Raw genomic sequence first — 19,591 nt, 5'->3', positions numbered from 1 at the left:
CGGCACGCGGGCGCGTTGTCCGTACGCGGGCTTCACCACAGCGGATGGACGGCGTCTGCTTAGTTCTTATCAAGCGATCCGCAGCCTGGCAATGATTGCCGCCCGTTGTTCAGTAACGTGAACCAGCCTGGTGTCGCGTCCGGCTGTGGGACGTGATCGGTGCCGTCCGTCGGCGACAATCATCCGAAAGATGCGGAGACTCAGCAATGTCAGAGCACAGAGTGTTCGATCCGTCCGAGCATGAACACGACTCGATCGTCCGTGGTCTGATCGACGATCCCGCCATCGGCGTCGTCGACACGACACCCGACCAGTTGGCCTCGCTTCGTGGGCTACTTCCCGCGATCGCCGGCGACCTCGCGGAAGAGCCACGGTGGGTGTACTACCCATGGCGGCGCTCATTGGTGCGGGTCCTCGGTCCACGCGGCTTCGATCGGCTGCGACTGGACCGCAACAGAAACAAGATCACCACCGAAGAGCAAGCTCGGTTCAGAGCTCTGCGGGTGGGAATCGTCGGGCTGAGCGTCGGTCATGCCGTCGCGCATACCCTCGCACTGGAGGGATTGTGCGGGGAGTTGCGTCTGGCGGACTTCGACGAGCTCGATCTGTCGAATCTCAACCGCGTCCCGACTTCGGTGCTCGATCTGGGCGTGAACAAAGCGGTCGTGGGAGCCCGACGAATTTCCGAGCTCGACCCCTATCTGAATGTGCAGGTCTTCGCGAACGGTGTGACGGCCGAGACGCTCGGTGGCTTTCTCGACGGACTCGATCTCGTCGTCGAGGAATGCGACTCGATCGACACCAAATTGCTGGTCCGCCACCACGCCCGCGCCCGAGGTATTCCTGTGGTGATGGAGACCAGCGACGGAGGCGTCCTCGATATCGAACGCTTCGATATCGAACCCGACCGACCGGTGTTTCACGGACTGCTCGGCGAAATGGACACCGCGGATCTGGCCGACATGACCATCGAGCAGAAGAGCACAATTGCAGCGACGTTGCTCGAACCGAGCAAGCTGACCCCTCGAATGATTGCGTCGGTACCGGAGATCGGGCGCACGCTCTCGACGTGGCCCCAGCTCGGCGGAGACGTCGCACTCGGGGGTGCCGCTGTAACCGCTGCCGTGAGGGCATTCGGCCGCGGCGAACCACTCCCTTCAGGTCGGCGGCGGATCGATCTGGATGGGTTGGTACGCACCGGCCTCGACCCTGCCGCCGGTCCTGCAAACGTGTGAGCGGGCGCACCACCGGCGAGGAGCTCCGACAGATACTGTTTGTTGGGTTCGCCCAACCCTGATCCGAGGAATCATCCGATGAACGTGATCGACCAGCCGCCTCGTCGGCGCACGAACTTCTGGCGATCACGGCTCGACACCCGCACGGCCGCAGTCATCGCGAGCGCCACCGGTGCGGTGCCGCTGTTGGCCATTGCGCTGCTGTCACCGACATTCCTACGGCCGAACGCACTTCCGGTTCTCATCGCCGTGCTGACGTTCACCGCAGTCACCGTGCTTTTCGCCGCCAAGGTGGGGCGGTTGAGCGAACGCCAATTCGCGGTCCTGGGTTTCGGGGGTATGACCGGAGTCGCGATCAGTGCCTACCTGATCGCGGATCCGGCAGGAACGCGTGCGGTCACCTCGATGTTGGCCATCGTTCCGGCCATCGCCGCATCGAGCTCACCACCACGTGTGACTGCCGGCCTGTCCGCGGTCTCGGTGGTGATGGCCACGGCACTGTCGGTGATCAGTGTGGGGTCTTCCGGGTGGGCAGTGACTGCGGTCGCAATCGGTGCCGCCGTGACCACGGTGCTGGTGCCGGTCGCGCTCATCGGTGGCCTGCGCCGAACACTGTCGGTGGTCAACCGGAAACTGCAACAACTGGCCGACACGGATCCGCTGACCGGTCTGGTCAATCGACGCGGACTGCTGTCGAACGCCGGGATCCTGGTGCACGAGGCCTGCGAGCGAGGGAAACCGTTGTCTGCGCTCGTAGTCGACGTCGACTACTTCAAGGCCGTCAACGACACGGCCGGTCACACAGCCGGCGACCGAACGCTCGCCGCGGTTGCCGCTACCCTGGCGAATGCGGTGCACGCGGTGGTCGGCGCATCGGATGCGGTGGTCGCCCGGACCGGCGGCGAAGAGTTCCTGATCCTTGCCACACACCGAGAGGATCACGAGCTCACGCGGCGGATACTCGACCGAGTCCGGTCCGACTGCACGGTGACCGTGAGTATCGGAACGGTGACTGTGGACGTGCGACCGGCCGCGTCCGATGACGGTGCGTCACCCGCGACAAGCTTCGCTTCGACCGAATCGGGCGGTCTCGATCAAGTACTCGATGCAGTCGTCCGCGCCGCTGATGCCGCGCTCTACCGAGCCAAGACCGACGGCCGAGACCGCGCCTGCCACGCGGGGACCTTGACGATCAGCTGGCAGGGCACCGTACAGGGTCGGCAACACGAAAATGGTCGAGGCCAGTGATGTAGCGAGCCGCTATGCCACGCACAGGACGTGCCGATCGTCCCCACACAGTGCGCGGACCTCGTCGACCATCGAGCGCCACACCTCGGGCTGCGCGGCCTGCGCGAGGGTAGTTCGGTCCCACCACATCATGACGGTCCGGTACTGCTCACTCGGATACGCGGCAGCGGGGATGCCGTGGTCGATCCGCCCACCGGAACTCTCCCACAAACGCAGAACGTGATCGGCCGCGCTGGCGAACAGGTACCGGCTGCCGGTCAATTCGAGCGTCGGCAACGCTGTTCGAGCCAGGACATTCGACACCGTCCGCCCTGCGGCCCCCGCATCGACCCACGCGCTTTTCATTTCCACGATTCCGTGGGGAAGTCGAGACCGAAGCAGGTCGGTAACCGGTGCCAGTCCGGGCGAGTCCTTCCACTCGGTGAGGACATGGGATTGCTCGACCATCGCGTACGGCCCCTGGGCTCGAACGCCGCCGAGCATCTCTCCTGCCTCATCGCACACCACGTAGAACAGTGCTGTCGTTGCGCCGGAAGCCACTTCTTCCATGTCGAGAGCCGCGGTGACACCGTGGCGTGAATACGACTCCCACGCTCCTTCGACGTAGCGGGACCACAGTTCCGGGGAGCCCGACGGCGTCGCGGCTGTCAATGTCAGGGCTCCGTCCGCGCAGGGCGTCGACCGGTGGACGGAGTCCAGGCCTCGCCCCCGGACGAGGCTCGTCCTGTCCGTCGGCACACTGCAAACCGAGCGGGGACGGTCTACGTATTCGATGGTGCGTGCCGAGGGCACGTCGGGGAGGAGGGGGGTAGTCATGGGCGCACTCCTGGCTGATCCCTCGACGCCCTTCTGGGGCAAAATCGAGAGCATGGTTGATTCCTGAACAATCGTCAAACCTATTGTGTCCAGAAAACAACCCTACGGACCAGCGAAATAGCCTAAAACGTACTGCAGACCTGTTATTTGTCGTCACTCTGTGACATATCACTGGGCGAGTCCGACAGAAGGTCTGCGGTCACTGTGGATAGTCACATATCCAGGTCATGATGTCCGAGGCGGTCAGCGGCACGCTCTCCATCAGGAGAGTGATCCGTGTGAGCATCTGAATCGAACGAACTGTGTCGATCGCGAGTCCAGCTGACCCACGGCTGCGTCCCTGAAATCTGCATAGGTGCGCATTGTTCGCTGGAACCGAGGATGCTGTCCGGCGGCCGTGGGACCCCGCATGCTGGCCGATGTGTGCTGTTCAGTGCGGGTAGCGCCGCAGAATCGCTCGGGCGGCTCGGGTGACGGTGGCGCGGTCGAAGGTCTGCACGAAGTCGAAAGTGCGGTCGAGGTCAGGGCCGTTGTCGTGGCGGTCACGTGCGGACAGAAGTGCCGCGTGGTGTGGACCGAGGGTGATGACGGTCCATTCCTGGACGAGTGGGTCGCCGGGGTCGAGTGGGGCATGTCGAACGTTTCCGTCGACGAGGGCGGGTAGGCCCACGCCGTAGACCCCGGCGAAGCCGATGGTTTCTGCGAGATGATGCCATCGAGCGGAGGTGGTGGGTGTGAAGTGTTGTGCGCGTTGAAAAGTGCCGAGTGCGATCATCGATGATCCGGACGCTGCGGCGTGCGCTTCGAGGGATTTGCTCATCTGAATCAACAGCTTTTTCGTTCCGCGCCGGGCGGTGGCGTGTGCCGAGGCGATCGCGTAGGGGGTGCTCGAGTCGGTGGTCGGTGTGGTCCAGACCGGGTCGGCGGGCATAGGAACGACCGGCTCGTCGAGGAGTTCGGCAGGGTCTTCGACTGCCGGGAACAGTTGCCCCGTTCCGTATGTGGCTCCGATGGTGATCGCGGCCAGGCGGGTGGCTTCGGTGTCGACGCCTTCGGCGACGATCACTGCGTGGGAGCGCTCGGCGTAGGCGGCGAGGGCATGAGTGGTGGTTCCGACGTCGTGTCCGGTTTCGGTGAGCAGGTCCGCTGCGGTGATGACGATGTCGGGCTCGATCAACGGCAGAAGGGTCGTCGCGTGGGGGTGGTCTCCGACGCCGTCGAGTGCGATCAGCTTTCCACCGGTCCGCGCGGACGCTATCGCGGCCATGGCCTGGTGGGGGTCGGCGAGGACGGCTGAGGCGTCGACGGTGACGACGACGCGTTCGAGCATCGTCGATGTGCGTTCGCGGTCGCTGTCGTCGAGGGCGCGGCGTGATTGCGCGTCGAGGGTGAGGATCAGGGGCAGGTGTTCGGCGAGGGTACGTGCAGGTGCGGTGTTCGCAAGTGTGGTCTTGTGCAGATCGAATTGGGGTCGCTGTTGCATCAGGTGTGCGGCGCGGCGCAGCGCGTCAGCGGAGTCCAGTGCAGAGCCGGCAGGGCCTCGTAGTTGGAGTTCGGCTCCGGCAAGGGCGTTGTCGTCGAGTCGTCGGATGGGTGCGAACTGCATGGTGACGACCAGTCCTATCGATTCCGAGAACGAGGTGGACGGTGAATGCGCGGTCTCGGTATCGCGATGTGCTGCCATGCAAAATCCTCCCCGGCCACGCGAGGTCGCCCTGGCCTTCGTCAAAACCGATCCGAAGTCAGACGGATAGGTCGATACGAGTGCCGGCGACTCGACACCGAAGCGACGATACCGCGCGAGGCGATCGCGCTGCCACGACATGTCTTCGAGCGGTCGCCTCCGGCTCAACCGGTCGCTGTGGAACTCTGAGTGCGGACCGTCTGTAGACGCACGAACGCGCGTACCGGACCGTTAGCGCCGATGCGGGACAATGACCGTGATGCCGAACGAACCTGTTGACGACGACTCCGAGACAACCCAGCACGCCCGCTTCGGATTTCCCTACCGCTGGAGACAGATCGACCCGGCGCGCCGCGGAATCGTGCTGGCGTGGTTGGCATTCACCGTCACCTTCGGCGGTGCCCGGCTGGTCACCTGGCTTATACATATCGACACCAGCGATGTCGGCGACATCAGCGCCGGCGGAGTGCACCTGCACCACTACCTGTGGGGGATTCTGTTGCTGGCAGCCGTCGCCGTCTTCGGTCTCGTGGACCGTTCGCCACGGACACGGTCGTGGATGGGAGCGGTACTCGGGGTGGCCCTGGCGCTGATCGTCGACGAAACAGCATTGCTCATCACGCTCGAAGATGTGTACTGGCACAGCGAGGGCTGGTCATCGATTGCGCTGGCGATCACCATCATCGGCGTCGTGGGGACCGGACTGGTCCTCACACGCAGTGGCGTCGAGCGAGCCGATTGAAACGCATGCTTCACGCGTGTCGAGTATTCGAGCGGCCCGTTCACAGTTCGGGTCGAGCATGCATTCGCGCGACCGCGTCGCGTCCTGTTCGGCACCCCGACAGCGGTCAGGCCGTCAGCCACGGGCCTCATCGAGTCGCCGGCGACGTCGAACTGGAGTAGTACTGTGCGTCGACAGTATCGACTACGTCAGAACCCCTGCATATACTGCGCCGCAGCAGCTTTCGCGAACCTGGCGTCAGCGCGATTCCCTGACGAATCGAAGAGGCCCGGGGTGATCTCGCACTTCACTCGGGGTGAGATCGTAGTGTCGGCGAACCAAGGTCGAGAGCTGAGCGTGCGAGCTGAATCCCCACTCGGCGGCAATATCGCTGATGCTTTTGTTGACTGTCGTCTGCAGCGCGAGAATCGCGCGGTCGAGCCGCTCTTCTCGTATGGTCCTACTGACCGATGTTCCAGCCTGAGCCATCGAACGATTGAGATGCCGCAGCGTCACTCCCAGAGCGGATGCGACGTCGGCGGCGGACAGCTCGGGATTCGAAATGTTGGCCGCGATGAAGGACAGGGCTTGTTGCTGTCGAATCGCACCGAGATCATTTGCCAGTCCGGCCATCGTCGCGATGAATTCCACAAGGGCGGATGACTTCTCGATCTCGATTCGGGGAGCAGAACCGCCGCCTTCCGGGCCGAACAGCGCGCCTGTGAGTGCTTGCACGGTCGCCGACTGAGCACTCGAGACGATCGGTCGGTCGATGTCCGATCGTCCGAATTGCTGCTGCATTGTCTGTCGTGGCACATCGATGAGCAGCTGCCGCATGTCAGACCCGAATGCGAACAAGTACGGGTGAAGGGTGTCGTAGACGATCACATCACCCGCATGCACCGGGAGGCATCCCTCGGGGTGATAGAAGAACCCCGATCCCTCCATGAGGAGGGTAGCGAAAATGGACTCTTTGGGGTGGTTCCGCACCAGATCCGGAGTGCGTTCGATGATGTGAGGGTTGCCATCGATGTGGGCCAGCTTGAGATCGTCGATCTCGAAGTTCGATTCCTGCGCCACCAGGCCCTCGACGGAATAGGTCCCGCATCGCAATCCCACGAGGGCCTCAGCGTTGTAGTGCTCCCAGTATTCGAGCCGGTCCGTGGGTGCGACATCGTCTGTGCGGATAGAACGCACAGCGGTGAGCTGACTCGCAGGCATGACACCTCCACAATGTGATCTGCGCCATCCTACTGCACGTTTCCTATCGCCCCCGCAACAGCCGAGGCCCGTTTCAGATGTCTCAAAGCCGCAAGAAGTTCGACCGGTATCAGAAAGCCGCGCAAGCGAGTGATGCAGTTCACTGATCGAGTCCCATTCGGGACGCGCACTACTCCTCGATCGGAAGACTGACATGCCTGAACAGCCCAACACCGAATTCTGGCAGGACCTCAAGCCCATCGCCGACTACATGAAGCCGGATGCTCAACCGGAGGTTTTTCACCAATTCGCACCGGTGGACGACGAGCGCTACTACGTACCGTTCAGCGACACTGTTGCCTCGCGCCCCTTGTGGATCTCACCCCGCGACAACAGGTGGGCCGATATCCTCTGGTCGAAGACTGCGGGACTGGTCAATCGGCATTACCACCCGCACGAAGTCTTCGCGTACACGATCTCGGGTAAGTGGGGCTACCTCGAGCAGCCGTGGACGGCCACAGCAGGTTCGTTCGTGTTCGAAACTCCCGGCGAGGGCCACACCTTGGTCGCCTACGAGCACGAGGAGCCCATGCGTGCGTTCTTCGTCGTCAAGGGCCCACTGATCTGGCTCGACGAAGACGGAAACTCGACCGGACACTTCGATGTCCACGACTACCTGGCCCTCTGCCGGGAACACTACGACAAGGTGGGTATCGGGGCGGACTACGTCGATACCCTCATCCGCTGATCCCAACTCGAGGCCATGACATGACTGCCATCGATGCGGGACAGGCCGATGCCACCCGCGGTTACCGTCCTCCCCCTCGCGGTGGACATTACGAGAACGTTCTCCTCGCCGTCCTGTTCGGCACTTTCGGTTTCGTCTTCTTCGACCGACTGGCACTGAACTACCTGACTCCGTACTTCAAAGACGAGTTGGGCCTGGACAATTCACATATTGGGCTGTTAGGCGGCGTACCGGCGCTCGCGTGGGCCGTCTCCGGACTGGCCATCGGCTACCTCTCCGACCGCAAGGACCGCCGCAAGCCGTATCTGATCGCGGCGATCATCGTGTTCACCCTGTTTTCGGCCATGTCGGGACTGGTGGGTGGAATCGCCAGTCTCGTCCTGCTCCGTGCAGTCATGGGATGCGCAGAAGGAGGAGTTCTGCCTCTGGCCCAGCCGATGATGATGTACTCCTCGAGTCCCAAACGACGTGGGCTGAACATGGGCATGGTGCAAGGGTCGTCGGCGGGCTTGATCGGAGGCGTGCTAGGACCGTTCGTGACCGTGTGGCTGGCGGAAAGTTTCGGGTGGCGTACGGCGTTCTACGCCACCGTGGTGCCCGGAGTCGTACTCGCGGTCCTCGTCCTGGTGTTCGTTCGCGACTTGCGACTACGGGAGCCGGCGACTTTGGCTCAGGATGCGGCGGACACGGCTGCACCGATTCACCGGGGTGACCCTTCGATGACGTTCTGGCAGGCTCTACGCACACGCAATGTGGCTTTGTGCCTTGTCATTTCGGTGTTCTACCTGACCTGGTTCACCACTACTCAGACTTTCGCTCCGCTGTATCTGAGCGAGATCAAGGGGTTTTCCGGGGGGGAATTGAGTTTCGTGCTCAGTGGCATCGGTATTGCATGGGTGATCTGGGGAGCTCTGGTGCCTGGAATTTCGGATCGAACAGGACGCCGACCAGCAATGATCGTCTTTTCGGCCCTGGCCGTGTTCGCACCGTTGGCCATTGTGTACGTCGGCTCACCGAGCATGTTGTTCGCCGCTCTGATCGTGACGTACACCGGCATGGGGTGCTTCACCTTGATGATGGCGACGATTCCCGCCGAGACCGTGCCGAGGCACCTCATCGCGACCTGCCTCGGTGCCATCATGGGTACCGGCGAGATCATCGGGGGGTTCGTCGCCCCTTGGTTGGCGGGGTTGCTGTCCGACTCGTTCGGTTTGCAGATGAGTATGTTGATCCCAGCAGGTGCCGCAGCAATCGTGGTCGCATTGAGCTTCGGACTGGTCGAAACAGCGCCTTCTCGAACGGAAGAAGTTCGATGACAGCACCAGTCCTGGCTGTGCGCTGGCACGCCGCCAGAGACGTTCGTCTCGACGAGCTTGTCAGAACTCCCCCGGACAGGGGATTCGTCGAGATCGCCGTGGCCTACTGCGGGGTGTGTGGAAGCGACCTGCACGAGATCGCTGACGGCCCACACGCGATACCGGTCGATGCGCCACATCAGCTCTCGGGAATGAGCGCTCCCATAACCCTGGGGCACGAATTCTCGGGAACGGTGTCGGCTGTCGGCGCGGACGTCACCCACGTACGCGTCGGCGATGCAGTTGTCATAGAACCCAACTACAGATGCGGGCGGTGCGACCAATGTCGGATGGGCCGTTACCACACCTGCGCATCGTTCGGCTTCGTCGGCCTGATGGGAAACGGTGGCCTCGCCGAGCGCGCCACAGTGCCCGGATACATGGTGCACCGCCTACCTTCGGGTTTCGACCTCGCGTCGGCAGCAGTACTCGAACCTGCTGCCGTCGCCTTGCACGCGGTTCGACGGTCGTCGTTCACCCCCGGTGGAACCGCTGCCGTCGTCGGACTCGGCCCCGTCGGTCTACTCGTCGGCCAACTCCTGCGTATCAAGGGGGCTTCACGAATTCTGGGTATCGATCCCGAACCCAGCCGCCGAGAGGCTGCACTCACCACTGGGTTCGATCAGGTGGCCGATCCGACCACCATCGAACCGGGACAGGCGACGGGCGAAGATGCTGTGGACGTGTCGTTCGAAGTCGTCGGCCGGCAGTCCGCAGTAGACCTCGCGATCTCCTTTGCGCGCTTCGGCGGGGAAATCATACTTCTCGGACTCGCCCCTCGAATCTCCTTGGCAGCATTCAATTTCGTCAACTCGGAAAAGACGCTGAAAGCGAGCGTCGGATACAACAACTGCCACGCCGAACTGATCGACCTCGTCGAATCGGGCACACTCGACCTTCGGCCTTTGATCACGCGAATAGTCCCGTTGCGTCATGCCAGTGAAACGCTCACCCGCATGGCATCAGGTGGCAACACCGGAATCAAAACGCTCGTGGACTGCAGAGCTTGAAGCCCGCCGTCGGCCACCCTGCATAAACAACCTGTAAGCGAATCCGTCATCGAAGTAACGAAGACGAGACAGCCGCAGGTCCTGTCCTGCAACGGGATTAGGCGCAATACAGACTTCTTCGGCTGCAGGGAATCGGTTCTCCAGCGGAGTGGCAGGCGGGTTTCTGCGCACTGTTGCCGATTTCGTCGAAAACCCCGTCGCGGCAACAAGGCACTACGTAAGCGCGGCATCGACATTCGTACAGGCACCAAGGTCGAGTCCGTCACCGAATCTCCCGACGCAGCCTCTGTGTCACTGTCGTCCGGGGACACCCTCACTGCCGATCTGGTGCTGGTGTCGGTCGGACGCGGACCCCGCACCGACGGCTTCGGCCTGACCGAACAGGGCATCGCCACCGAACGCGGCTTCGTCACTGTCGACGACAATCTGCTCACCACCGCGGACGGCGTCTATGCCGTCGGCGACATCGTGGCGGGATATCAGTTGGCGCACCGCGGTTTTCAGCACGGCATCTTCGTCGCCGAGCACATCGCCGGCCTCGTACCGGCACGCATCGACGGCGATCTCATTCCGCGCGTGACCTATTCACACCCGGAGGTCGCGTCGGTCGGTCTCAACGAAAAGGCCGCGAAGCAGAAGTACGGCACAGTGACCTCCGTTGTCTACGACCTCGGCGGCAACGGCAAGAGCCGCATTCTCGCCACCGCCGGTGGAGTCAAAGTGATTCGAGCCCGCGACGACGGCCCGGTTGTCGGCGTTCACCTCGTCGGCGACCGCGTGGGCGAGCTGATCGGCGAAGCGCAACTCGCCGTGGCATGGGAAGCACTGCCATCAGAAGTCGGAAGTTTCGTGCACGCTCACCCCACACAGAACGAAGCACTCGGTGAAGCAATGATGGCGTTGTCGGGCCGTCCGCTGCACGCGCACAGGTAAGGACGTCGAATTGACCCCTTGACGCCCCACTTGCATTTTGCAAGCATCGAGGGCATGAGCCTGTTCATCACCTGTCCCGTCGAGAACGTCGAGCGCGCGACGTCCTTCTACACAGCCCTCGGTTGGACCCTGAACCCCGAGATGTCCGACCACAACGTGTCGTGCTTCGCCATCACACCGGGGCAGTACGTCATGCTCGGCAGCCGCGATATGTACGCGAGCGTGGGCGGCACCGAGGAGCTGATCGGCGGTCCCGACACCCCGTCGAAGGTCACGGTCTCGTTCGACCTCGGTAGCCGAGAGGCAGTCGACGAGTTGACCGAGCGCGCCGGCGCTGCCGGTGGACGAATCGGAGACACCGATGACTACGCCTTCATGTACCAACGCCAGTTCGACGACCCGGACGGCTACCACTACTCGCCGTTCTGGATGAAGCCGGATACCGATTCGGCCGAATGAGTGACCTGGCCTACGCCCTCGACGTAGTCGGCGCTCGTTGGGCGCTGCTCATCGTGGAACGGCTACTCGATGGGCCGCAACGCTACGGAGATCTGCAGCGCGAACTGGGCGTTCCGACGAACATGCTCGCTACCCGGCTACGCGAACTCGAAGCGGCAGGCGTGTTGACTCGTCTCCCCCTCCGGCACAACACTCGGGCGTATGCGCTGACCGAGAGAGGTCTCGCTTTGCGTGACGCAGTCGGCGCACTCGAGCGCTGGGGCAAAGAAGCTGCGCCACCAGTTCGTGATTCCGACGTGAGCGCGACCTGACTGGCACCCTCATCGTCGGCGACCTCATGGGAGTGATTGCACGCGCGGGACAACACACCGAACAACTGCGTGAGAGGGCTGCGGAGACGAGTGAATACGGCACAAGCCCTGATCGTGTTCTACATCGCGACCTGGGTCGGAGTGTCGGCGGTCGCGGCGATCGTCGGCAAACGGGGTGCGCTGTCCTGGGTGGCTGCGGTTGCATGGACCGTCCCCGCCGCCTGGCTGACGCTCGTCGGAGCATGGATTCTTCCGGACCGAAATCTGTACGAGCCTGCGGCCTCGGTCGCACCGTCCGAGCTGTGGCCGGTCTATCTCGCGTTGGCCGTATGGGTGACGCCCTTCGCGGCCGTGGCTGTGTGGCTGCGAAGCGGGAAAGCCGTTCGTAACGCATGCACGGCCTGCGGGATTGCTGCTGCGACGGGCGTAGCAGTGACCCTCTTCCAGATGACCAACCCGGACGAACTGATCTTTCTGACAACTCGAAGCGACCGGCCGCACGTCTACATCATCGTTGGCTTCGCCCTCGCCGTCATCGGGCTGGGTCTCGTCGCAAGCGTCGTCCGGCAACCGGGAAAACGTCACCTCAACCGTCTGGTCGCGGGCGCGGTCGCCTTCGGGGGTGCTGGCGTGACAACCTCGATCGGCGGTCTGCTCTGGCTCAGCTGGCTGTGCGTTGTCGCCGCGACAGTCACTCTGGTCACCGCAGCGATCCGCGCCGATCGCCGACGCCGAATGCCTCGTCGTCACGAAGAGAGCGCAAACGAACTCGGACAGGGTGGCCGCGCGCGGTCGGCGTGATCGAAAACCCGGTCCTGCCTCATCATTTCCCTGCAGGCAGTCTGGAGCAGATGGCAACGAGCGTGCGCGTTGGTCCGTGTTTTCAGCCGTTGCGGTCGGTCTTGCATACAAATAACGAAAGCCCCGAAATTGTGTTGGTTTCGGGGCTTTCGAGCAGGTGCGTCAGACGTTCAGATCCTCGTCTCGACGGTTCTTGATTCGCGACGTTGCCACGAAGGAGATCGCCGCCAGGATCATCAGGTAGATCGAGATCGACATCGAGGTGCCGGTTCCCTTGAACAGTGCCTCGGAGATCGTCGGAACGAAGGCTCCACCGAGCACGGTGCCGATGGCGTAGCCGATGGATGCACCACTGAATCGGACTGCAGCAGGGAACATCTCGGCATACAGCGCCGGCTGCGGACCGTACGACAGCCCGAGTCCGACGGCGAACAGCCCGAGGGCCACGTAGATCCAGTGCAACTCACCGGTGTCGACGAGAAGGAAGAACGGAATGGCGCACAACACCATTGCCATGTTGCCGAGGTTCATGATCGTGGTGCGGGCGTATCGATCGGACAGATGTGCGCCGAGCAGAGTGAACACACCCCAGACGATGGCCGCGAACAAGCTGGCCACCAACACGTCCACGCGAGCGAGTCCGTGTTCGCGCGTCGAGTACGCGACGATGAAACCGCCGACGATGATGTAGCCGTTTCCGTTGGTGCCGATGAACGACAGGGCAGCGAGCATGACCTGCTTCTTGTTGGTGCGCCACAGTGCGCGAACGGGAGTGTGGTTGCGCTCCTTGCGTTCTGCGAGCTCCTTGAACACCGGAGTCTCCTCGACACGGCGTCGGATGTAGAAGCCGACGAGGATCAGCACGAAGCTGATGAGGAACGGAATGCGCCAGCCCCAGGCCTCGAACTGCTCTTCGCTGAGCAAACCGGTGCACAGTGCCAGTGTTCCGACCGCGATGAGCATGCCGAGCGGAACACCCATCTGGGTTGCTGCGCCGTAGATTCCGCGCTTGCCCTTCGGAGCGTGCTCGACGGCCATCAGCGCAGCGCCGCCCCACTCGCCGCCGGTGGAGAATCCCTGCAGGATGCGTAGCACGATCAGGATGATCGGAGCCCAGATGCCGATTGTCGCGTATGTGGGCAGCAGACCCATTCCGACGGTGGCCGCACCCATCAGGGTGAGGGTCGCGATGAGGACCTTCTTTCGGCCGATCTTGTCGCCGAAGTAGCCGGCGACGATGGCCCCGAGAGGACGGAAGACGAAGCTGATACCGATGGTCACGTAGGCGACCAGCTGTCCGGACGAGCCCATGGGTGCAAAGAACAGTTGGGCGAAGATCAGCGACGCGGCCTGCGCGTAGATGAAGAAGTCATACCACTCGACGGTGGTACCGACCATGCTGGCCATGGCGGCGCGGCGATGCTCACGCGACACCCCGGTGGGCGTCTCGACCTGAGTTGACATCGACTTGTCTCGTTTCGTTCGGGCTCCGGCGCTCGGGCATCGAGCGGCCGTTCGGAGTGGGGCGGGGCGGGTTGCGATGGGTGAAGGACGGCGATTAGGTGCAAGCGCAGAATCGGATAAAACTCACCGTCCATTCGGTCGGTAATTACTGTGACCGGCGCCACCGTAGTTTGTCAAGGTGGTCGCGTACATAACAAGGCGATGGACGCACTTCGTCGGAAACTACCGATCGGGGCCTGTCGCTTCGTCCGAAACGACGCAGACGTCCACAGTGACGCCGGTCATACTCGAACTCATGGCCGCACCCACGTCGACTCTCGTTCACCACTCTCACGTCATCGACGAACTGATGCGCGCCCTCGGTGCCGACGCGGTGGTGACCGACCCGGACATTCTCGCCGGTTACCGGCACGACGCCGCAGCGTTGTGCGAATCCACCCTGCCTCTGGTGGCGGTACTGCCGACCACGGAATCGGACGTGCAGGCCATCATGAAAATCGCGTCGGCACACCGCATTCCCGTTGTGCCGCAGGGTGCATTGACCGGCCTGGCCGGAGCAGCGAACGCCAGCGTGGGAGCCATGGCCCTCAATACCCGGCGCATGAACAAGATCGTCGAGTTGGACGTCGTCAACCGCACCGCCGTCGTGCAACCCGGTGTCACCAACAAAGAGTTGAAAGATGCTGCCGTGCAGCAGGGACTGACGTACCTCCCTGATCCATCCAGCTGGGAGGCCTCGACGATCGGCGGCAACATCGCCACCAACGCCGGCGGCCTGTGCTGCGTGAAATACGGTGTTACAGCACGATTCGTCCGTGGGCTGCGCGTCGTACTCGCCGACGGCGGCGCGACGTTCGTCGGTCGACGCACCGTCAAAGGTGTTGCAGGCCTCTCTCTGGCCGAACTGTTCGTCGGCTCGGAGGGAACGCTCGGCATCATCACCGAGGCCACCGTCGGCCTGGACTTTCCCAGTTCAACTCCGCTGACGACGGCTGCGACCTTCCCCTCCACTGTCGCTGCAGGAGAGGCAGTGTCGAGGATTCGTGCAGCAGGTATCACCCCGAGCCTGTTCGAGCTGTTGGACCGCACCACTATCGCCGCGATCGACGCCTACGCCCGGATGGACTTCGGCACCGACGCAGCCGCAGTGCTGATCGCCCAATCCGACATCGGCGCAGGCGCTGTGGAGGAGCTCGAGGCTATCGCCGCACTGTGCACCGCAGCCGGTGCGACCGATGTGGCCGTTGCCGAGGACGAGGTCGAATCGGAGCAGCTCGTGCAGGCCCGTCGACTGGCGTACCCGGCACTCGAGCGTCTCGGTTCGCCGTTGGTCGACGATGTGTCCGTTCCCATTTCACAACTCGCCACGATGATCGACGAGGTGGGTCGGGTCGCAGACCGGCTGGGTATCGTCATCGGAGTCGTCGGCCACGCCGGTGACGGGAACATCCATCCGACGGTCATCGTCGACCCCCTCGACCCCTCATCGTTGACGAAGGCGCACAGCGCGTTCGACGAGATTGCGGCATTCGCCCTCTCACTCGGTGGAACCATCACCGGCGAGCACGGGGTGGGACTGCTCAAGCGGGACCTTCTCGAGACCGAACTCGACTCGGTTGCAGCGGAACTGCAGCGCGGCATCAAAGAATTGCTCGACCCGCACTACCTGCTCAACCCCGGGAAGGTCCTCACCGCCCGGCCCTGAGCCGTAGCGACATCCAGACCAGCAACCGGGTGTCCGCGTCGTCGAGATCGAGACCGAACAACTCCTTGGTACGCCGGAGTCGGTAGCGGAAGGTGTTGGGGTGCAGGTACAGCGATGCAGCTGCGGCGGCGACGTTGGACTCGTGCGCCAACAACGCCAGCACCGTCGCGGCGTACTCGGTACCTTCCGAAGCATCGCAGGAGAGCATCCGTTCGACGGCAGGCAACGCCAACGACACCTCGGACAGCGCTGCCCCCGCCCTACGCAGCGTGGCGTGGACTCGGACGTCCTCGAACATGACGGTCGGAGAACCGTCCTCGCATGCGTCGAGCGCCCACTGCGCATGCACTCGAGCAGTCATCGGGCGCTCGTCCGGCCCACCGAGCGCGAACGTCACCGGAATTCCGAGGGCAGATACAGCCCTGCGTCGAAGGTGCTCGAATTCGTCTACGGTAATTGGGATTTCGGAACGCATCACGAGGAAGGCAGCGCCGTCGATCACGACAGCACCCGAGTCGAGCTGTTGCCCGAAGGTCAGGTCGAGCATCCCCCGCAGTCGCGACGCGGTGGCTTCCGGCCTGTCCGACTGCACCCGGGTCGCCAGCACCGTGTACAGCTGCCCCTCGGGTGTGACGGCTGCTGGATCGGTCAGTAGTTCACGCGCCCTGGGCTTTTCGACACCCACAGCCTGCGGTCGCTGACTCAGCAACGGTATTGCTTCGGCTGCTGCCCGTAGCAGTGCAGCCATCGCGGCCGGCTCTGGCCGCGATACCGCCGCGGTGGGGACAATGCACCAGATCGAACCGAGATATTCGCCGCCACTGGTTACCGGCACGGCCAGGCGAGGTAGCACCCCGGCTACGGCGACGATCCGCACAGTGGAACTGCGCCGGAACTCCTCGTCGGTATGGTGCGCCATGTACTCGGCCGGAACCTGCTTGCCGAGAATCCCGTCGCGCCGCACGTCGTCGATCGGTTGCCCGGGCAGCGACGAGTAGGCCACGACGTAGCCGGCCGGGTCCATCACCGATACCGCGCCGCCCACAGCAGCCGCCGTGGCGTCGGCCAAGGCAGACAGATCGGCAGTGGTCATCGACTCACCGTACTGCCGAGCAGATCCGACTACCTGGCCACGGTGCGACTGTCACCTCGGAATTCGGCGACCAGCTCGTCTCGACACGTCACCGACACGTCGTAGAGGCCGTTCCGGCCGAACCGCGCACGCTCGACGGCATCTGCAACCAGCACGTCCCCGGCCTTCGTCGGACGGAGGTATCGGATGTCGCAACGTGCCGCGACGGCCGAATCGTCGTGCGAATTACAAGCCATCGCGAACGTTGTGTCCGCCAGCAGGAAGACGTAGCCACCGTGCGTGATCGCATAGCCGTTGACCATGTCCTCGGTCACGACCATCGACATCCTCGCGTGTCCAGGTGACAGCTCGATCAATTCGATGCCGAGCTTGCGGGACGCCGCGTCGACCTCGAACATCTCTCGCGCGATCATCGAATCCGTCACGGCTGCAACACCGACTGCTCGTTCTGGGTGAACATCGTGACGCCACCGGTTGCGAAGTTGCGCAGATCCTTGCCCGCGGTCTTCATCTCGGGCGAGGCCAATCCTGCCTTCAGCGATGCCTCGTCCGCGAAGTACAGGCTGGCGATCGCGTAGTACGGCGGCGGTGAATCGTCGAGCGAGTCGAGCGTGCCCCAGGTGAAGTCGACCAAACCGGGGACAGCCCGCGCGAGGGGCATGTGCACCTCGGCGTAGTGACGATCGAATGCGGCAGTGTCCTCGGGCATCCCGTAACAGACGGCTACTCGTACGCTCATGATGCGGCCTCGGGCTTCGCGACCAGGGTCAGCACGTCGTAGGTCGCGACGGGATCGCCGTCCTGGTTGACAACCACTGCATCCCAACGCACCTCGCCGTAATCGGCACTCTGACGCGGTGTGATGAGCTTGGCCGTCAACGTGACCGTCAACGAATCCCCGGCCTTGACCGGCGTCAGGAAGCGAAGGCTGTCGACGCCGAAGTTGGCCAGGACGGGGCCCGGGGCCGGGTCGACGAACAGCCCGGCGGCCAGGGAGACCACCAGGTAGCCGTGCGCGACGATTCCACCGAACAGCGGATTGGCGGCTGCCGCTTCAGGATCGGTATGAGCGTAGAACGTATCCCCGGTGAACTCGGCGAAATGATCGATATCAGCGCGGGTGACCTGCCGTGGTCCACCGATGATGGTGTCGCCCAGTTTCAGCTCGCCGAGGTTCTTACGGAACGGGTGGACGTCGCCGGTCGTCTGCTTCGCCCCGGCGACCCACTTGTTGCCGATGGCCGTCAGGACGTCCGGTGTTCCCTGAATTGCAGTGCGCTGCATGTGGTGCAGGACGCCGCGGATACCGCCGAGTTCTTCACCGCCGCCTGCGCGACCGGGTCCGCCGTGCACCAGGACCGGCAGAGGCGATCCGTGGCCGGTCGATTCCTTGGCGTCCTCGGAGTTCAGGACCAAGATGCGGCCGTGGTACGGCGCGCTGCCCAGGACGATCTCACGCGCGATCGCAGAATCCTTGGTCACGAGAGATGCAACCAGAGAGCCCTTTCCGCGGGCTACGAGATCGAGCAGGTCTGCGGTGCCGTCGTAGCCGATGACGGTCGATACCGGCCCGAACGCCTCGATCTCGTGCGGTTCGGGCGCGGCCTTGTCGCCGGCCTTCAGCAGCACCGGTGCCATGAACGCGCCTGCTCGCTGATCCACCGCGTCGGGATCGCCGAAGACCACCGATGCGGACTTGGTCAGTCCACGAATGGATTTGAGGACTTCATCTCGCTGATCGATGCTGGCGAGGGCACCCATGGTGACCCCCTCGTCGGCCGGATCACCGACGACGACCTTCTCCAGCTTGGTCTTCAGTGCCTCGATGACGAGCTCGACAGAGTCCTGCGGAACCAGCACCCGGCGAATGGCTGTGCACTTCTGCCCGGCCTTGGACGTCATCTCGGTGAAGACACCCTTGACGAAGAGATCGAACTCTGGATCGTCCTGTGCCACATCGGATGCCAGTATCGAAGCATTGAGGGAATCCGCCTCGGCCGTGAAGTGCAGTCCCTCGCCCACGACGTTGGGATGAGAACGCAGGGTCGCAGCGGTATCGGCGGATCCGGTGAAGGCCACCGAGTCCTGGCCGCCGAGGTGGTCGAGCACACCGCGGGCACTGCCGCACAGCAACTGCACCGAACCCTCGGGCAGCAACCCTGACTCGATGATCCGGCGGAACACCAGCTCGGTGAGGTACGCAGTTTGGCTGGCGGGCTTGACGATCGACGGCACGCCCGCGATGAACGCGGGGGCAAGCTTCTCGAGGAAGCCCCAGACTGGGAAATTGAACGCATTGATCTGGACGGCGACGCCGCGCCTCGAGGTGTAGATGTGCTGACCGAGGAAGGTGCCCTTCTTACCGAGCTGCTCGATCGCGCCATCGAGATAGACCGTCTCGTTGGGGAGTTCGCGTCGGGCCTTACTCGCGTAGCTCAGCACGGTTCCGAATCCGCCGTCGATGTCGACACCGGAATCGCGGGTGGTGGCGCCGGTGTGCCGGGAGAGTTGGTAGAACTCCTCCTTGCCTGCCATCAGCGTCAGGCCCAGTTGCTTGAGCAGGGCTGCACGCTCGTGGAACGTCAGGGCTGCGAGCGCGGGCCCTCCGACGGTGCGGGCGTAGTCCACCATGCCTGCGACGTCGAGTCCGCTGGATGACCCCCGAGCGATCTCGCTGCCGTCGACGGCGCTCAGCAGCGGCGCTCCCTCATCGGTTGCGGAATACCACGTGCCCTGGGCATAGCTTTCCAGAAGTCTGCTCACAACGCCTCCATCTCACCGTACGTTCGGTCGGTAATTACCATCGCC

At 63.4% G+C, this 19,591-nt stretch carries 18 protein-coding genes and 1 pseudogene; 11 read left to right on the top strand and 8 right to left on the bottom strand.

What is annotated here, in order from left to right:
- Window positions 1-206 precede the first annotated feature (206 nt).
- Window positions 207-1,235 carry an Rv1355c family protein gene (locus tag CH296_RS11965; RefSeq protein WP_094684831.1) on the top strand — a complete coding sequence of 343 codons (1,029 nt, stop codon included), beginning with the start codon at window positions 207-209 and terminating at the stop codon, window positions 1,233-1,235.
- 78 nt (window positions 1,236-1,313) lie between these two features.
- Window positions 1,314-2,483, top strand: a complete 1,170-nt coding sequence (locus tag CH296_RS11960) for a diguanylate cyclase (protein ID WP_094684830.1) — start codon at window positions 1,314-1,316, stop codon at window positions 2,481-2,483.
- Between the two features lie 12 nt (window positions 2,484-2,495).
- Here the strand turns inward: CH296_RS11960 and CH296_RS11955 are convergent, their stop codons facing one another.
- Window positions 2,496-3,299, bottom strand: a complete 804-nt coding sequence (locus CH296_RS11955; RefSeq protein ID WP_256980424.1) for a hypothetical protein — start codon at window positions 3,297-3,299, stop codon at window positions 2,496-2,498.
- A gap of 430 nt (window positions 3,300-3,729) precedes the next feature.
- Window positions 3,730-4,983, bottom strand: a complete 1,254-nt coding sequence (locus CH296_RS11950) for an EAL domain-containing protein (protein WP_306436979.1) — start codon at window positions 4,981-4,983, stop codon at window positions 3,730-3,732.
- Between the two features lie 259 nt (window positions 4,984-5,242).
- Here CH296_RS11950 and CH296_RS11945 point away from each other — a divergent pair, with 259 nt between their 5' ends.
- The gene (locus CH296_RS11945) at window positions 5,243-5,725 is read left to right on the top strand and encodes a hypothetical protein (RefSeq protein ID WP_094684864.1); all 483 of its coding nucleotides are present in this window, start codon (window positions 5,243-5,245) and stop codon (window positions 5,723-5,725) included.
- A gap of 237 nt (window positions 5,726-5,962) precedes the next feature.
- Here the strand turns inward: CH296_RS11945 and CH296_RS28605 are convergent, their stop codons facing one another.
- Entirely contained in the window at window positions 5,963-6,925 is a 963-nt protein-coding gene (locus tag CH296_RS28605) for a helix-turn-helix domain-containing protein (RefSeq protein ID WP_176460215.1), read from the bottom strand.
- A gap of 193 nt (window positions 6,926-7,118) precedes the next feature.
- Between CH296_RS28605 and CH296_RS11930 the strand changes: the two genes are divergently transcribed.
- From CH296_RS11930 to CH296_RS11900, 7 genes and pseudogenes are all read left to right on the top strand, one after another.
- Window positions 7,119-7,652 (top strand): 2,4'-dihydroxyacetophenone dioxygenase family protein, encoded by a 534-nt coding sequence (locus CH296_RS11930; protein ID WP_094638811.1) that lies wholly within the window; start codon window positions 7,119-7,121, stop codon window positions 7,650-7,652.
- A gap of 20 nt (window positions 7,653-7,672) precedes the next feature.
- On the top strand, window positions 7,673-8,968 hold the full coding sequence (locus CH296_RS11925) for an MFS transporter (RefSeq protein WP_094638812.1): 1,296 nt from the start codon (window positions 7,673-7,675) through the stop codon (window positions 8,966-8,968).
- The gene (locus CH296_RS11920) at window positions 8,965-10,017 is read left to right on the top strand and encodes an alcohol dehydrogenase catalytic domain-containing protein (RefSeq protein ID WP_094684829.1); all 1,053 of its coding nucleotides are present in this window, start codon (window positions 8,965-8,967) and stop codon (window positions 10,015-10,017) included. Before CH296_RS11925 ends, CH296_RS11920 begins: the two co-directional genes overlap by 4 nt.
- A gap of 117 nt (window positions 10,018-10,134) precedes the next feature.
- Window positions 10,135-10,950, top strand: a pseudogene (locus CH296_RS11915) (FAD-dependent oxidoreductase); the annotation flags it as partial.
- A gap of 54 nt (window positions 10,951-11,004) precedes the next feature.
- The gene (locus CH296_RS11910) at window positions 11,005-11,409 is read left to right on the top strand and encodes a VOC family protein (RefSeq protein ID WP_094684828.1); all 405 of its coding nucleotides are present in this window, start codon (window positions 11,005-11,007) and stop codon (window positions 11,407-11,409) included.
- Window positions 11,406-11,720 carry a helix-turn-helix domain-containing protein gene (locus CH296_RS11905; RefSeq protein ID WP_094638814.1) on the top strand — a complete coding sequence of 105 codons (315 nt, stop codon included), beginning with the start codon at window positions 11,406-11,408 and terminating at the stop codon, window positions 11,718-11,720. Before CH296_RS11910 ends, CH296_RS11905 begins: the two co-directional genes overlap by 4 nt.
- A gap of 90 nt (window positions 11,721-11,810) precedes the next feature.
- Window positions 11,811-12,521 (top strand): hypothetical protein, encoded by a 711-nt coding sequence (locus CH296_RS11900; RefSeq protein WP_094684827.1) that lies wholly within the window; start codon window positions 11,811-11,813, stop codon window positions 12,519-12,521.
- Between the two features lie 162 nt (window positions 12,522-12,683).
- Here the strand turns inward: CH296_RS11900 and CH296_RS11895 are convergent, their stop codons facing one another.
- Entirely contained in the window at window positions 12,684-13,985 is a 1,302-nt protein-coding gene (locus CH296_RS11895; RefSeq protein ID WP_094684826.1) for an MFS transporter, read from the bottom strand.
- Between the two features lie 295 nt (window positions 13,986-14,280).
- Here CH296_RS11895 and CH296_RS11890 point away from each other — a divergent pair, with 295 nt between their 5' ends.
- Window positions 14,281-15,690 carry an FAD-binding oxidoreductase gene (locus CH296_RS11890; RefSeq protein ID WP_094684863.1) on the top strand — a complete coding sequence of 470 codons (1,410 nt, stop codon included), beginning with the start codon at window positions 14,281-14,283 and terminating at the stop codon, window positions 15,688-15,690.
- On the opposite strand, the gene CH296_RS11885 is transcribed toward CH296_RS11890, so the two are convergent.
- From CH296_RS11885 to paaZ, 4 genes are read right to left on the bottom strand one after another with little or no spacing between them, the layout of a single operon-like run.
- A complete protein-coding gene (locus CH296_RS11885; protein WP_094684825.1) occupies window positions 15,674-16,783 on the bottom strand; it encodes a CdaR family transcriptional regulator in 1,110 nt (369 codons plus the stop codon). The genes CH296_RS11890 and CH296_RS11885 overlap by 17 nt on opposite strands.
- A 29-nt stretch (window positions 16,784-16,812) precedes the next feature.
- Window positions 16,813-17,181: a hydroxyphenylacetyl-CoA thioesterase PaaI gene (gene paaI, locus CH296_RS11880; RefSeq protein ID WP_170944730.1), complete on the bottom strand. Its 369-nt coding sequence runs from the start codon at window positions 17,179-17,181 to the stop codon at window positions 16,813-16,815.
- A gap of 23 nt (window positions 17,182-17,204) precedes the next feature.
- The gene (locus CH296_RS11875; protein WP_032404457.1) at window positions 17,205-17,522 is read right to left on the bottom strand and encodes an EthD family reductase; all 318 of its coding nucleotides are present in this window, start codon (window positions 17,520-17,522) and stop codon (window positions 17,205-17,207) included.
- Complete coding sequence (gene paaZ, locus CH296_RS11870) at window positions 17,519-19,546, bottom strand: phenylacetic acid degradation bifunctional protein PaaZ (RefSeq protein ID WP_094684824.1); 2,028 nt, start codon at window positions 19,544-19,546, stop codon at window positions 17,519-17,521. Before paaZ ends, CH296_RS11875 begins: the two co-directional genes overlap by 4 nt.
- Window positions 19,547-19,591 lie beyond the last annotated feature (45 nt).

Source organism: Rhodococcus sp. 14-2496-1d, from assembly GCF_002259365.1.
Taxonomy (GTDB): Bacteria; Actinomycetota; Actinomycetes; order Mycobacteriales; family Mycobacteriaceae; genus Rhodococcoides.
Note: the sequence above shows the minus strand (reverse complement) of the source record. Positions and strands in the feature narration are given on the sequence as shown.